Raw genomic sequence first — 13628 nt, 5'->3', positions numbered from 1 at the left:
TGAGGGTCTTCACGGCTTCCATCCGACAACTGTATTTCCATACATGTCGCTTGACAAGCCGTTCCGGCTTGAACGCTCGACCCCGGGCTGAACCCCGGGGCTTGTCGCTTCGTCCGGGTCAGCCAGGTGCGGCCGCCCGGTGGCTACTGCAGCAGCGCCACGTACTCCGGCCGCTTCGTCGCCATCCCCTTGAAGCTGCGCAGCAGGTGGGCGAATTCGGCGTCGGTGAGGCCGTACAGCCGGGCCACGGTCTTGTCGTTCTGCACCCGCAGCGTGTCCCTGGCCTTGGCGGTGAGAGGAACATCCTTGCGTTCGACACCGAACAGCGGCGCCAACTCGGCAAAGTCATCCCAGCCCGCGGCCAAGGTCAACAACAAGGCGTTCTTCGCAAGCTGTGCGTAGTCGGCGTTGGCACGGATGTCCGCATCGCTGGGTTGCGGGATGGGCAACCGGTACAGATAGGTCAAGCTGACATGGATCTGCACCATGAACCGCGCCAGCCAGTCGGCGGGCAGGCTGTTGAACCAAGCGAGCGCAAACAGCAAGCGCAGCGGCGAGACAAACTCGGCCTGAACGGCGCCAGCCTCGTCCGCCCAGTAGGTCTTGCCTGCATTGGCAAACAGTGTGTGCCCCAGACCGCAATCCTTCGGAAGCAGGCCGAAAATCAGCGTCCGCTCATCCGTGTCTCGGGCAATCTCGCGGAAGGCCAATCGAACGGATGCACGGTCATAGCGAACCGCGCCGGCATGCTGCGCCACGGCAGCCTTCGGGCAGGCCAAGTCCTGGGCCATGCGGTGCAATTCCTTCTTGCGCAGCCGCTCGTCGAACGCCGGTCGATCCAGCCAGTATTGCGGCCCGTCGAAGACATGGCTGTACTGCCAGACCATCTTGCCCTCGTACAGCGGCAGCAATCCGAACGCCGGCTTCTCGATGAACAAGTCCTTGTCATCGGTCATGTGCAGCTCGCGACGGAAATCGAGCCAGTCGGCGGACAACGCGGGGAAGGCGCCGTAGCACTTCTGCAAGATGGGCAGGTCGGTCTTGTCGCTCAGTTCCATCAAGGCCCATTGCTCGGGCGACAGCGCCTTGACGGTCGCCAGCGGATAAGCCACATGCACCTCCGGCCGCAGCAAGTCGGCCGCATCCAGCAGGTAGAACGCCGTGTCGATGGGTTGATCTTCGGCGTCTTCAACCACAGGCGGCGTGTTGACCAACTGCATCAACGCGAACTTGTAGCGCGAGTCCACGTCCGGGAAGATGGGTTTTCGGTTCTCGAAGCTGTAGAAGAACACCATCCGGCAGTTCGAGAAAATGTGTTTTCTCAGCCCGGTCGAACCCTCTTCGAACATCAGCGCGCTGGGCAGCACATAACTCAGATTACCCCCATCACACAGCAGCCCCAGGTTACGCTCGACAAACAACCGGAACAGGTTGCCGTCGCCCGCGCCCTTGTTCAATGGAAAGACCTTCTTGTCCTTGTAATACGCGTTGGCAGCGTCTTGGGAAGCGATCGTATCCCGGTAGACCGCAGCGATGTGACCACTCTCCAGCAAACGCGCCTGCACGGCCGCCTTCTCGGTATTCTTCAAACTCCGATAATTACTGTGGTATTGCGGAAAAAAATCCGTGTCCGAAAACTTGGTTTTATCCCAGGGCGGGTTGCCCACAATGATGTCGAAACCCTTGCGGGCACCGGCGAAGGCTTCGGGAAACGCCACTTCGTAATGGAAGAAGCGGTATTTGCGCGCATAGGCTTCGACCTGCCGGAGCGCAGCAGCCCCGCCCCTGGACGCATCGAACAGCGCGTTGACGAGATTGGGCGTCTTGCTCAGCGCCTCGCAGGCGTTGGCGTCCCCCTCCGCCAGCATGGCCCGGCGCGTGCAGAGGAAGCTCAGCGCCCGCGACAGCAGGTTGAGCTTGGGCGCAATCGCGTCCTTCCACAACTGCTTGGACTGCGCCACCTCTGCGGCCGTGGTGTCGCGCATGGCGCCGAGTGCCTGCATGACGGTGTGCAGTTCATCGAAACGGGCGCTCAGGTTGTCCACGAACAGGTCGTTTTGCTGGGCCTCGGTCGCGTTGTAGGCGATGAACTCCTGCACGCTGGACCCCATCAGGGCGTTGCCATGCTGGACGTGGTGCTCGATGAACGACAGCGGCGTGCCGAAGATGAAACTGTCCATCCACAAGCTCAGACGCGCCAACTCCACGGCAAACGGATTCAGGTCCACGCCAAAGATGCACCGCTTGAGAAGCGCGCGCTTGAGGATTTGCGCGTCGTCGGGCGCGTAGTCGATGTTCAGGAACTTCAATTGTTCGGCAATCTTGGCGTTCTCCTGCGTCACCAGTTGCTGCAGGTCGGCATCCGTATCGAGCCGGGCCAGGGCCAGGTCGGTCAGATAATTCAGCGCCTCCACCAGAAAATGGCCGCTGCCGCAGGCGTTGTCCAGAATCTTCAGGTCCATCAAGGCTTTGCCCTGCGCCTGCACGCCGGCAGCCGACAGCGCACGGTCCACACTGGCCTTGACCAGCGGCTCGGACAGCGAAGTCGGCGTGTAGTAGCTGGCGGATGTTTTTCTGGAATTGCTGGCGCTCTTGAGGTAAACGTCGCCTTTTTTCACGCTGACTTCGCGCAACGCCCGGAAGCCCTTTTCCTTGCGGATGAGCGCGGTGTCGTAGGCATCAAAGTACGCCTCGATGGATTTCCCCCTGGTGGCCGCACTTTCATATTCGAGGTAGACGGCGCTTTCGGCCGCCTTCTCGAAACGGAATTCCAGCAAGCCTTCGTAGATGCGCCCGAGGTGGGTGACGCTCATGTTCTTGAAATCGCGTCGCGTATCGAACAAGGTCGTGCCGCGGTTGGTCTTGTACAGCAGTTTTTCAAAGATCTGCCGCAACGTGGCGTTGTCGAAAATCTTGGGCCGCAGCAGCAGCGGCGCACGCTGGGGATCGAACAAGCCGCCATTGAAGAGCGGGATGTCGATGTCTTCGGCACCTTCGTCGATGATCTCGAACAAATGCTTCAGCGCGTAGACGCCGTCGTGCAGCGTGCTGCTGACGCCGGATTGTTCCGGCAGGCTGCGAAAGATCTGCTCCAGGCTGTAGCGGCCATAGAACGGATGGCGGGCCAGCAGGTCGCGGTTCTTGTCTTCAAAGTAGACGACAAACAGCAGGCGGAACAGCAGCACCACGCTGTTCTCGTACACGCTGGCCATGTCCGCCTCGGGGCTGGCGCGGTGGATGGCACGGCCCATGCGTTCAAACAGGGAATCCTCGCCCGCATAGCCGTAGATCACCGCCTTGAGGTTTTCTTCCACGTCGAGCGTGAAATCGGCGGAGGCGGCAAGGGCCTGCTCGATGGCGCTGGGTTGCCCCGCGACCGCTGGCGGCACATAGGTATCGCGCCCAAAGAAAAAGGCGAACAAGGCCAGCGCCTCGGTCCTTTCGGCACCCGCCTCCAGCGCCAGCATCGTGCGCAAGTCGAACTGGATGAAGGTCTTCCTGGCCGTGATCTTGTCGGTGTCGTAGACGCGCCAGAGATGGCCGTTGGTCAGGAAGCCGAAACGCACCCGCAAGGTGCTGAGATAGTCCTGCAGTTGGTGGTGGGGGTTGTGCTCGCGGCTGGCCTTGCCAGTGTCCAGCGTCTTGCCCCATGCCTTGGACTCACAGATCGCCTGGATGCGCGTGTGGTCCTTGCTGGCAATGAGGGCGTCGTCCTGGCCGGGCTGCAGCACCAGACACCAGTCGGGCTTGGCGAGCTTGCCCTGCACGGTCAGGCTTTGCTGCGCCACCGTGGTCCAGCCCAACTGGGTCAGCAGCGGGCCGATGAATTTGTCCTCTAGCTGGGCCTCGCTGCACCTGGACAGCACGTCAGCATCGAAATGCCGCTCCAGCCACTGGACCAGGTCATGCGGGATTGGTGACTTGCCCAGCGCGCTGCGCTGCTGGGAGACGAAGCCCTCGTCCAGCAGCGTGTTGACAAGCCAGGGGCTGGGGAACAGATCGCGGGACATGGGCAATCAGCTTTCCGGACCTGTCGCGGGGGCAGGTACAAGCACAAGTACGTGACAAGTGCTGGAGGGACTGGTAGGCCGCCCGTGAGTCGAACACGGCACCAACAGATTATGAGTCTGCTGCTCTAACCAACATGAGCTAGCGGCCCCCTGGGGAAGGACCGCGATTGTAGGGCTTTTGCCGCCCCGTTCGCTCCTTCACTTCTGGCTCAGCGCATTGCCCACCAGCCTGGAGGTGATGTCCACGATCTGGATCATCCGGTCGTAGGCCATCCGCGTCGGGCCGATGACGCCCAGCGTGCCGACCACCTGCCCATCGACCTCGTAGGGCGCCGACACCACCGACAGCTCGCTGATCGGCACCACGCCGCTCTCGCCGCCGATGTAGATCCGCACCCCCTCGGCGCGGCTCGATCCGTCCAGCAGCCGCATGAGCTGCGTCTTGTGCTCGAACAGGTCGAACATCTTGCGCAGCGAACCCAGGTCGCCGCCGAAGTCGCTGACGGCCAGCATCTTGCGCTCGCCCGAGATGACCACCTGCGCGTCGTCGTCGTTGGCCGCGTCGCTCCCGGCTTGCACCGCCGCCTGCATCAGCACCGCAATCTCGCTGCGCAGCGCATCCACCTCGCCCTTGAGCCGCTCGCGCACCGCCTCGATCGACAACCCGGCGTAGTGGGCATTGAGGTAGTTGGTGGCCTCGACGAGCTGGCCCTGGGTGTAGTCATGCACGGTGAAGAGCACGCGGTTCTGCACGTCGCCGTCCGGCGCCACCAGGATCAGCAGCACCCGCCGCTCGCCCAGCCGCAGGAACTCCATGTGGCGGAACACGCTGGTCTTGCGCGGCGCGGTGATGACGCCGACGAAGCTCGACAGGTTCGACAGCAGGTGCGCCGCGCTGGCGATCACGCGCTTGGGCTGGTCGGGCTGCAGCGGCTCGATCAGCGGCGCCATCGACGAATCCTCGAAGCGGTGGGCCGGGCGCGAGGTGAGCATCGTGTCCACGAAGACGCGGTAGCCGCGCGCCGTGGGGATGCGCCCGGCGGAGGTGTGCGGGCTGGCGATCAGGCCCAGCTCCTCCAGATCGGCCATCACGTTGCGGATCGTGGCGGGCGACAGCTCCAGCCCCGCGGTCTTCGACAAGGTGCGAGACCCCACGGGTTGCCCGTCGGCGATATACCGCTCGACAAGCGTCTTCAACAGCATCTTCGCGCGGTCATCCATCATGCAAACGATTGTAGAGTTCGCAGGCGTACCCCGGCGGGTTTGGCCCACGGGGAGTCGCCAAACGCCTGTGGTGTAATTTCTGCATGACCAGCCGATTCCGACACGCCGCGCTCATCGGCAAGTACCAGGCCCAGGGGATGCGCCCGCTGCTGGAAGAGATCGCCCACCTCCTAACCCGGCGCGGGCTGGAGGTGTCGATCGAGGCCGACACCGCCCGGAACACCGGCCTGACCGGCTACCCCATGCTCTCCCCCGACGAGTTGGGCCAGCACTGCGACCTCGCCGTCGTCGTCGGCGGCGACGGCACCATGCTCGGCATCGCCCGCACGCTCGCCCGCTACGGCGTGCCGATGGTGGGCATCAACCAGGGCCGGCTGGGCTTCATCACCGACATCCCCGTGGCCCGCGTGTCGCAGGCGCTGCGGGCCATGCTGGCGGGGGACTACGAAGAAGAACACCGCGCCATGCTCGACGGCTGTGTGGTGCGCGAGGGCGAGGCGATCTACAGCGCCGTGGCGATGAACGACGTGGTCCTGCGCAGCGGCACCAGCTCGATGCTGGAGCTGCGCGTCGAGGTGGACGGCCAGTTCGTCGCCAACTTCCGCGCCGACGGCCTGATCGTGGCCTCGCCCACCGGCTCGACGGCGTATGCGCTGTCCGCGGGCGGGCCGATCCTGCACCCCGGTGTGGCGGGTTGCCTGATGGTGCCGATCGCGCCGCACATGCTCTCGAACCGGCCCATCGTGCTGCCGGACGCCGCCGAGATCCGCATCGAGATCGTCTCGGCCCGCGAGCCGTCGGTGAACTTCGACATGCAGTCGCTGGCCAGCCTGCTGCGCGGAGACCGCATCGTCGTGAAACGCTCGGAACACCGCGTGCGCTTTCTGCACCCGCGCGGCTGGAACTACTACGCCACGCTGCGCCACAAGCTGCACTGGAACGAAGGTGTCGTCTCCGGCGACGGGAGCACCTGATGCTGCGACGGCTGTCCCTGCGCCACTTCGTGATCGTGAGCCGGCTGGAGGTGGAGTTTCAACCGGGCTTCGCGGTGCTGACCGGCGAGACCGGCGCCGGCAAGTCCATCCTCATCGACGCGCTGCAACTGGCGCTCGGCGGCCGTGGTGATGCGGGCGTGGTCCGCGAAGGCGAACCGCGGGCGGAGATCGGCGCCGAGTTCGAGCCGATTCCCGCGGCGCTGACCCACTGGCTCGACGAGGCCGGCTTCGAGGCCCAGGACGACGCGCCGACCACCCTGCTGCTGCGCCGCACGGTGGACGCGCAGGGCAAGAGCCGCGCCTGGATCAACGGCAGCCCGGCGACGGTCGGCCAGCTCAAGGAGGTCGGCGAACACCTGGTGGACATCCACGGCCAGCACGCCTGGCAGAGCCTGACCCGGCCCGCCTCGGTGCGCGCCCTGCTCGACGACTACGCCGCGATCGACACCCGCCACCTCGCCGACGCTTGGCAGCAGTGGCGCACGCAGCAAGCCAGGCTCGACACCGCCCGCCAGCAAGGGGCGGAGCGGGCACTGGAACGCGAGCGGCTGGCGTGGCAGATCGGCGAAGTGGACAAGCTGGCGCCCGGCGAACACGAGTGGAGCGAGCTGAACACCGAGCACCAGCGGCTGGCGCACGCGCAGGCCATCCTCGACGCGCTGCGGTCGGCGATCGAGGCGACCAGCGACGGCGAGCAGAACGCCGCATCGCTCACCGACCGCGCACTCGGCACCCTCGGCGAGGTCAGCGGTTACGCGCCCGAGTTGCAGGAAGTCATCGAGGTGCTGCAAAGCGCCCACGCGCAACTCTCCGACGCCGCCCACAGTCTCAACGCCCTGCTGCGCCGCACCGAACTCGACCCCGACCGCCTCGGCGAACTCGACGCCCGGCTGTCGGCCTGGGTCGGGCTGGCGCGGCGCTACCGCCGGATGCCGGAGGAGCTGCCCGCCGTGCTGGCGCAGTGGCGCGCGCAGCTCCAGGAAATCGACGCCACCGCCGACCTCGACGCACTGCAGCAGCAGACCGAAGCCGCGTGGCAGCGCTATCTGGCCGCTGCCAGCCGGGTGTCGGCCGCGCGCCACCGGGCCGCCCCGACGCTGGCCGCCGCCGTCACCACCGCGATGCAGGCGCTGGGCATGGCCGGCGGGCGCTTCGAGATCGCGCTGGAGCCGCTGCCGGAGCCGCAGTCGCACGGGCTGGAGTCGGCCGAGTTTCTCGTCGCCGGCCACGCGGGCAGCACGCCCCGGCCACTGGGCAAGGTGGCCTCGGGCGGTGAACTCTCGCGCATCGCCCTGGCGATCGCCGTCACCACCAGCCAGCAGCGCCAGGCGCGCGGCACGGGCGCGGCCACGCTGATCTTCGACGAGGTGGACTCGGGCGTGGGCGGCGCGGTGGCGGACACGGTGGGGCGGCTGATGCGCCGGCTGGGCAGCGAGCGGCAGGTGCTGGCCGTGACCCACCTGCCGCAGGTCGCCGCCTGCGCCGACACGCACCTGCTGGTCAGCAAGGCCAGCGAGGCCGGCCGCACCCGCAGCGACATCCGCACCCTCGATCCGGCGGAACGCATCGGTGAAATCGCCCGCATGCTGGGTGGACAAGCCCGTTCGGACGCCGGACAGGCGCACGCCCGTGAGATGCTCGCCGCCGTGGACTCCCGCTCCCAGTTTCCGCCTCTCCAGACCAACCGCGTTCCCTGACCATGCACCCCAACGACAGCAGCACGGCCGCACCCGCGCCGGAGAAAACCCAACCCGTGGTCCTGATCTCGGGCATTTCCGGCTCGGGCAAGTCCGTGGCGCTCAATGCGCTGGAGGACGCGGGCTACTTCTGCGTGGACAACCTGCCGCCCGAGCTGCTGCACGACTTCATCCGCCTGGAGCGCAAGTTCCCGACCCGGCGGCTGGCGATCGCGGCGGATGTCCGCACCGCGTCGTCGCTGCCCAAGCTGCTGCCGGTGATCGACGCCCTGCGGCGCGAGGGCACGCCGGTGCTGCCGATCTTCCTGGACTCGCGCACCGAGACGCTGGTGCGGCGCTTCTCCGAAACACGCCGCCGCCACCCCTTGTCCGCGGAGGACGACGACCACGGTCACTCCCGCACCGCCCTCGGCGAAGCCATCGAACGCGAGCGCGAGATGCTCACCCTGCTGCGCGAGATCAGCACCGTGATCGACACCAGCGACCTGCGCCCGACGCAACTGCGCTCCTGGGTGCGCCAGCTCGTGGGGGCGGCGCAGTCGTCGCTGACGCTGGTGTTCGAGTCGTTTGCATTCAAGCATGGCGTGCCGCGGGATGCGGATCTGGTGTTCGACCTGCGCGTGCTGCCGAATCCGCATTACGTGCGCGAGCTGCGGGCGCTCAACGGCCGCGATGCCGGGGTGATCGATTTCCTGCGCGCCCAGCCCGAAGTCGCCGAGATGCTGGCGCAGATCGAAGGGTTTCTCGCCCGCTGGCTGCCCGCCTACGAGCAGGACCAGCGCAGCTACCTGACGGTGGCGATCGGCTGCACCGGTGGGCAACACCGCTCGGTGTACTCGGCGGAGCAGCTTGCTGCACGCTTCCGCGACCGCATCCCGACGCTGATCCGCCACCGCGAAATCGAGGCCCGCGAAGCTGCGGCGGCCCACGCATGACCCAGCGCCCCGCCCCTGAATCCACGGTGCGGGGCGCCTTCGGCGACCTGCTGCCGCACCTGCCGCTGTTTCCGCTGGGCACGGTGCTGTTCCCTGGCGGGCTGCTGCCGCTGAAGATCTTCGAGACGCGCTACCTCGACCTGGTGACCCACTGCCTGCGCACCGGCCAGCCCTTCGGCATCGTGGCGCTGCAGCAAGGGGCGGAGGTGCGGGTGGCGGCGTCCGGCGACGAGACCGTGCGGTTCGAGCACGCGGGCTGTCTGGCCGAGCTGATCGACTGCGACAGTCCGCAGGCCGGCATCCTGCAGGTGCGCTGCCGGGGTCTGCAACGCTTCACGGTGTCGCAGATCCGCCAGGCGCCCGACGGCCTGTGGCGCGCGGACGCCGTGCTGCAACCTGCCGATCTGGCCGAGCCGCCGAAGCCGGAATTCCAGGCCAGCGTGGCCGCGCTGCAGCGGGCGATCGAGACGCTGCAGGGCCGCGATCAGGTGCCGTTCCTCACGCCCTACGGGCTGGACGACGCGGGCTGGGTGGCCAACCGCTGGTGCGAGATCCTGCCGATCCCGCTGCCGACGCGCCACAAGCTGATGATGCTGCCGGACCCGCACGCGCGGCTGCAACTGGTGGACGGCTTCCTGCGCCGCCACGGCATCGTCAGCGACTGAGCAGCAGCCGGCTGAACGGCGCGGGCAGCCCGATCGTGTCGAGCCGGTCGAGCGGCCACCAGCGGCCCGCCCCCAGACCGGCGGCGAGCGCCTCTGCCGCGGGTCGGGTCAGGTCCAGCCGGCGCGGGTGCAGCGTCCAGTCGAGGTGGGTGAGGACGTGGACAAAACCGGGCAGTGCCACCACGTTCGCGCCGCTCCCTCCGTTGGCCTCCACCGCCGCCTGCAGCGCCTCGGCATCGTCGAACATCGGCAGCGACCACAGCCCCGCCCAGATGCCGCTGTCCGGCCGCTGCTGCAGCCACACCGCATCGGCGGTCTGCAGCCACAGGCACCAGTTCTCGCGGCGCGAACGCTTGAGCTTGCGGGTCCGCACCGGGTAGTCGGTCATCCGGCCCGACGCACGCGCCGCGCACAGCCCCGACAGCGGGCAGAGCAGGCAATCGGGTTTGCTGCGCGCGCAGACCGTGGCGCCGAGGTCCATAAGCCCCTGCGTGTAGGCGGGCATGTCGGTGCGGTCGGCAGGCAGCAGGTCGGTGGCACGCTGCCACAGGGCACGTTCCTGCGCCTGCTGGGCCAGATCACCGTCAAACGCCAGCGCGCGGCTCAGCACGCGCTTGACATTGCCATCGAGGATGGAGACCCGCTCCTCGTGGCAGAACGCCGCGATCGCCGCCGCCGTCGAACGCCCGATGCCCGACAGCTCCGCCAGCACCGCGGCACTCGGCGGGAACACGCCGCCATGTTCGGCCACCACCGCCTGCGCGCAGCGGTGCAGGTTGCGGGCGCGGCTGTAGTAACCCAGCCCGCTCCACAGCGCCAGCACGTCGTCCAGCGGCGCCGCGGCCAGCGTGGCGACATCGGGGAAACGCGCCAGGAAGCGGTCGTAGTAGCGCAGCACCGCCGCCACCTGCGTCTGCTGCAGCATGATTTCCGACAGCCAGACGCGGTAGGGGTCGCGGGTGTTCTGCCAGGGCAAGGCGTGGCGGCCGTGGGTGCGCTGCCACGCCACCAGCGCGTCGGCGAGCTGGCTCATGCCGAGGTAGGCACCGGGGCAGCGGGCAGCGGCAAGGCGCTGGGAATCGACGCCTGGAAGGGGCTGAAGTCGCTCGACAGGCCCATCTCGTGGCGGGTCGCGGCACGGCGGGTGCGCTCGAACAGCGCGTGCAGCCGCACCTCGATCGACGCCAGCCGCTGGTCCTGCGCCTCGATCTCCAGCAGGCGTGCCTCCAGATCGCTGGCCGCCGTGCGGATGCGCTCCAGCGATTCGCGGCGGCGCTTGAACGCCTTGCGGCGCTCGCGGAGCTGGGCATCGACTTGCGCCGAGGTGGTGCGGCTCCACAGCTCGATCTCGCTGGCCGCGCTCTCGAACACCACCCGCAGCCGCGACATCAGCATGCGGCGGAACTGCTCCAGGAACCGCGGTTGCGCGAGCCGCATCGCCTGGCTCAGACCGAGGTACTGCACGTAGTTGCGCTCGATCAGCGCCAGGTCATCGCGGAAGCGCGACAGCTCCGGCGCCGACGGCGTGGACAGGCTGAAGCCGTACTCGGAATTGAGCTTGCCGAACGAGCCGGCGAGCAGGTCGCGCAGGTCTTGCGCCTCCTTCTGCGCCGTGTCCAGTGCCACCCGCAGATCGGCGAAGAGCTGCACGAACGAACGCCGCGCGCCGAGCCGGAGGAAAGACTCGCGGATCGAGCGCACCATCCCGTCCACCAGCGTGCGCAGCGGCTCGCCCGACAGCCCGTTCAGCACGTTGCGCAGCGTGCGCGAATGCACCGTGCGCAGCGCCTGGATCTGGGTCGTGCATTGCTCGAATTCGGTCGTCTCGGCGCCGACACGCTGCAGCATCAGCGCCACCTTGCCGCTGCTGCGCCCGCGCAGGCCGCGCAGCTCGTGCAACTGCTCGGACAGGTGGCGGCGCAAGTCGGTGAGGTTGCGCGAGGTCTGCTGCTGGACCACCGCCAGCGCCTCCAGCGTGAGCTGCTCGAACACGGCACGGCGCTGCGGCAGCAACTGCTGGGCGAGCGCCTGCTCCAGCGCCAGCAGGCGGCTGTCGGCGAGCAGTTGCGCATTGCCCTCGACCCGCGCCTCCAGTGCCTGCCGGGCGGAGATCGGGAACACCCGCGCCATCGGCATGTCCAGCGTGCGCGCCACCTGGACACACTGCTGGGTGATCTGCGCCTCGTTCTCTTCGGTGGACGACAGCGGATCGACCAGCGCATCGATCTTGTTGAGCACCACGTAGCGTGTCAGCGCCTGCGAGGCGAGGTGGTCGCGCCAGATTTCCAGGTCGGATTTGGTGACGCCCGTGTCCGCGCCCAGCACGAAGACGACGACGTGCGCGCTCGGCAGCAGCCCGACGGTCAGCTCCGGCTCCGCGCCGATCGCGTTCAGGCCGGGGGTGTCGAGCACGACCAGCCCGCGCTTGAGCAGCGGGTGCGGCACGTTGATGACCGCGTGGCGCCACAGCGGAATCTCGACCTGCCCGTCGTCGAGCATGGGCGGGTTGTCGGCCGGGTGTTCGTCGTCCCAGAAACCGAGCTGGCGGGCCTCGTCCACGGTGGCAGCGCGGACACCCTTGACGGCGTTGAGCGCGTTGGCGAACGAGGCGGGATCGGACACGTCGATGGGTTCGCGGCGCCAGGCCCGCGGCTGCCCGCGCAACTCGGCCAGCGAGGCCCCATCCAGCCGCGTCTCGATCGGCAGCAGCGACAGGCCCGGCGGGTCTTCGGGATCCCAGCCCAGCTCGACCGGGCACATCGTCGTGCGCCCCGGCGAGGCCGGCATGATGCGCCGGCCGGCGTCGGCGAAGAAGATGGCGTTGATCAGCTCGGACTTGCCGCGCGAGAACTCGGCGACAAAGGCCACCACCAGCTTTTCGCCCGCCAACCGCTGGCGCAGCGAGTCGAGCAGGTCGCCCGCCCCTTCGTCCAGCAGGCTCTGTTCGCGCAGAAAGCGCACCAGATCGCGCACCCGCTCTTCCAGCGTGACACGCCAGACGCCCAGCGCGTCGAGACTGCGGACAAACGGCTCCTGGACCGAATCGCTGCTCGCTTCGGCGAGAACGGATTCGACCGGGGTCGGCGTGGTGCTGGTCAGATCGTGGGAGTGCTCGCTCATCGCTGTGCCGGTGCTTGCGTCCGCTGAAAGGTCAGCGGGCATGGTAGCGCAGCGCCTCCGTCCGCGACGCTCAGCGGCGCTGGCAGACGGGACAGAAGTAGGTCGCCCGTTGCCCTTGCACGGTGCGCCGGATCGGCGTGGTGCAACGCAGGCAGGGCTGGCCGGCGCGGTCGTACACGCGCGCCATCGACTGGAAGGCACCGCCCATGCCGTGGGCGTCGCGAAAGTTGCGCAGCGTCGAGCCACCGGCGTTCAGGGCGCGGCGCAGCACGTCCTGGACCGCCGTGACCAGCCGCTCGCACTGGGCGGGGTCGAGCTGCTGCGCGGGGGTCTCGGGGTCGATGCCCGCCTCGAACAGTGCCTCGGAGCAGTAGATGTTGCCCACGCCCACCACCACGGTGCCCGCCAGCAGCGCCTGCTTGATGGCCACGCGCCGCCCGCGCAAGCCTTCGTGCAGCACCGAGGCCGAGAACGCCCGCTCCAATGGCTCGACGCCCAGCCGCGCCAGCAGCGTCGCGGCCGGCGCGCAGTCCAGCCCGTCCGACCAGACCACGGCGCCGAAGCGGCGCGGGTCGTTCAGCCGCAGCAGGCCCTGGTCGGTCTCCAGCGCGAAATGGTCATGCGGGCCGGGTGGCGGCAAGGTGGACTCGAACCGCAGCGAGCCGGACATGCCCAGGTGCAGCAGCAAGCCGCCTGCCGGACTCCCCGCCCGCCCCCTCGCGTGCAGGGGCATCCAGAGGTACTTGCCCCGGCGCTGCAGCGGCCCGACCACGCGCCCGACGAGGTGCTCCGGTGCCACGCCCAGCGGCCAGCGCAGCGGCTTGCCCAGGCGGCAGGCGCGCACGCAGGCGCCCTCGATGCGGTGCGTCAGGCTCAGGCGGGTGACTTCGACTTCGGGTAATTCAGGCATGTCGGCATTATCGGAGCAGCGAATCACCCACCCACGGCCCGCCTAGAATGGTCTGCACCACGGAGTCCACCT

At 67.9% G+C, this 13628-nt stretch carries 9 protein-coding genes and 1 tRNA gene; 4 read left to right on the top strand and 6 right to left on the bottom strand.

The genetic code is table 11. The features are described from left to right. Positions 1 to 143: 143 nt before the first annotated feature. The 3 genes from QZW52_RS07295 to hrcA form a co-directional block, all read right to left on the bottom strand. Complete coding sequence (locus tag QZW52_RS07295) at positions 144 to 4010, bottom strand: Eco57I restriction-modification methylase domain-containing protein (protein ID WP_293996815.1); 3867 nt, start codon at positions 4008 to 4010, stop codon at positions 144 to 146. 71 nt (positions 4011 to 4081) lie between these two features. Continuing rightward, positions 4082 to 4159 (bottom strand) — tRNA-Ile (locus tag QZW52_RS07290). 49 nt (positions 4160 to 4208) lie between these two features. Beyond that, the gene (gene hrcA / locus QZW52_RS07285; protein WP_293996813.1) at positions 4209 to 5234 is read right to left on the bottom strand and encodes a heat-inducible transcriptional repressor HrcA; all 1026 of its coding nucleotides are present in this window, start codon (positions 5232 to 5234) and stop codon (positions 4209 to 4211) included. Between the two features lie 83 nt (positions 5235 to 5317). Between hrcA and QZW52_RS07280 the strand changes: the two genes are divergently transcribed. The 4 genes from QZW52_RS07280 to QZW52_RS07265 are packed head-to-tail and all read left to right on the top strand — an operon-like array spanning position 5318 to position 9526. Further along, positions 5318 to 6208 carry an NAD kinase gene (locus tag QZW52_RS07280; protein WP_293996811.1) on the top strand — a complete coding sequence of 297 codons (891 nt, stop codon included), beginning with the start codon at positions 5318 to 5320 and terminating at the stop codon, positions 6206 to 6208. Next, entirely contained in the window at positions 6208 to 7926 is a 1719-nt protein-coding gene (gene recN / locus QZW52_RS07275; protein ID WP_293996809.1) for a DNA repair protein RecN, read from the top strand. The genes QZW52_RS07280 and recN overlap by 1 nt, the downstream gene beginning before the upstream one ends. A gap of 2 nt (positions 7927 to 7928) precedes the next feature. After that, positions 7929 to 8861 (top strand): RNase adapter RapZ, encoded by a 933-nt coding sequence (gene rapZ, locus QZW52_RS07270; RefSeq protein ID WP_293996807.1) that lies wholly within the window; start codon positions 7929 to 7931, stop codon positions 8859 to 8861. Next, complete coding sequence (locus QZW52_RS07265; RefSeq protein ID WP_293996805.1) at positions 8858 to 9526, top strand: LON peptidase substrate-binding domain-containing protein; 669 nt, start codon at positions 8858 to 8860, stop codon at positions 9524 to 9526. Before rapZ ends, QZW52_RS07265 begins: the two co-directional genes overlap by 4 nt. Here the strand turns inward: QZW52_RS07265 and mutY are convergent. The 3 genes from mutY to mutM all read right to left on the bottom strand — a co-directional run bounded on the left by mutY (position 9516) and on the right by mutM (position 13556). Beyond that, positions 9516 to 10559: an A/G-specific adenine glycosylase gene (gene mutY, locus QZW52_RS07260; protein WP_293996803.1), complete on the bottom strand. Its 1044-nt coding sequence runs from the start codon at positions 10557 to 10559 to the stop codon at positions 9516 to 9518. The genes QZW52_RS07265 and mutY overlap by 11 nt on opposite strands. Further along, positions 10556 to 12646 (bottom strand): dynamin family protein, encoded by a 2091-nt coding sequence (locus QZW52_RS07255; RefSeq protein WP_293996801.1) that lies wholly within the window; start codon positions 12644 to 12646, stop codon positions 10556 to 10558. Before QZW52_RS07255 ends, mutY begins: the two co-directional genes overlap by 4 nt. A 70-nt stretch (positions 12647 to 12716) precedes the next feature. Then, positions 12717 to 13556, bottom strand: coding sequence for a bifunctional DNA-formamidopyrimidine glycosylase/DNA-(apurinic or apyrimidinic site) lyase (gene mutM / locus QZW52_RS07250; protein WP_293996799.1), 840 nt, complete (start codon positions 13554 to 13556; stop codon positions 12717 to 12719). Positions 13557 to 13628: the final 72 nt, after the last annotated feature.

Origin of the sequence: Sphaerotilus sp. (assembly GCF_013299175.1) — a bacterium.
Taxonomy (GTDB): domain Bacteria; phylum Pseudomonadota; class Gammaproteobacteria; order Burkholderiales; family Burkholderiaceae_C; genus Sphaerotilus.
Note: the sequence above shows the minus strand (reverse complement) of the source record. Positions and strands in the feature narration are given on the sequence as shown.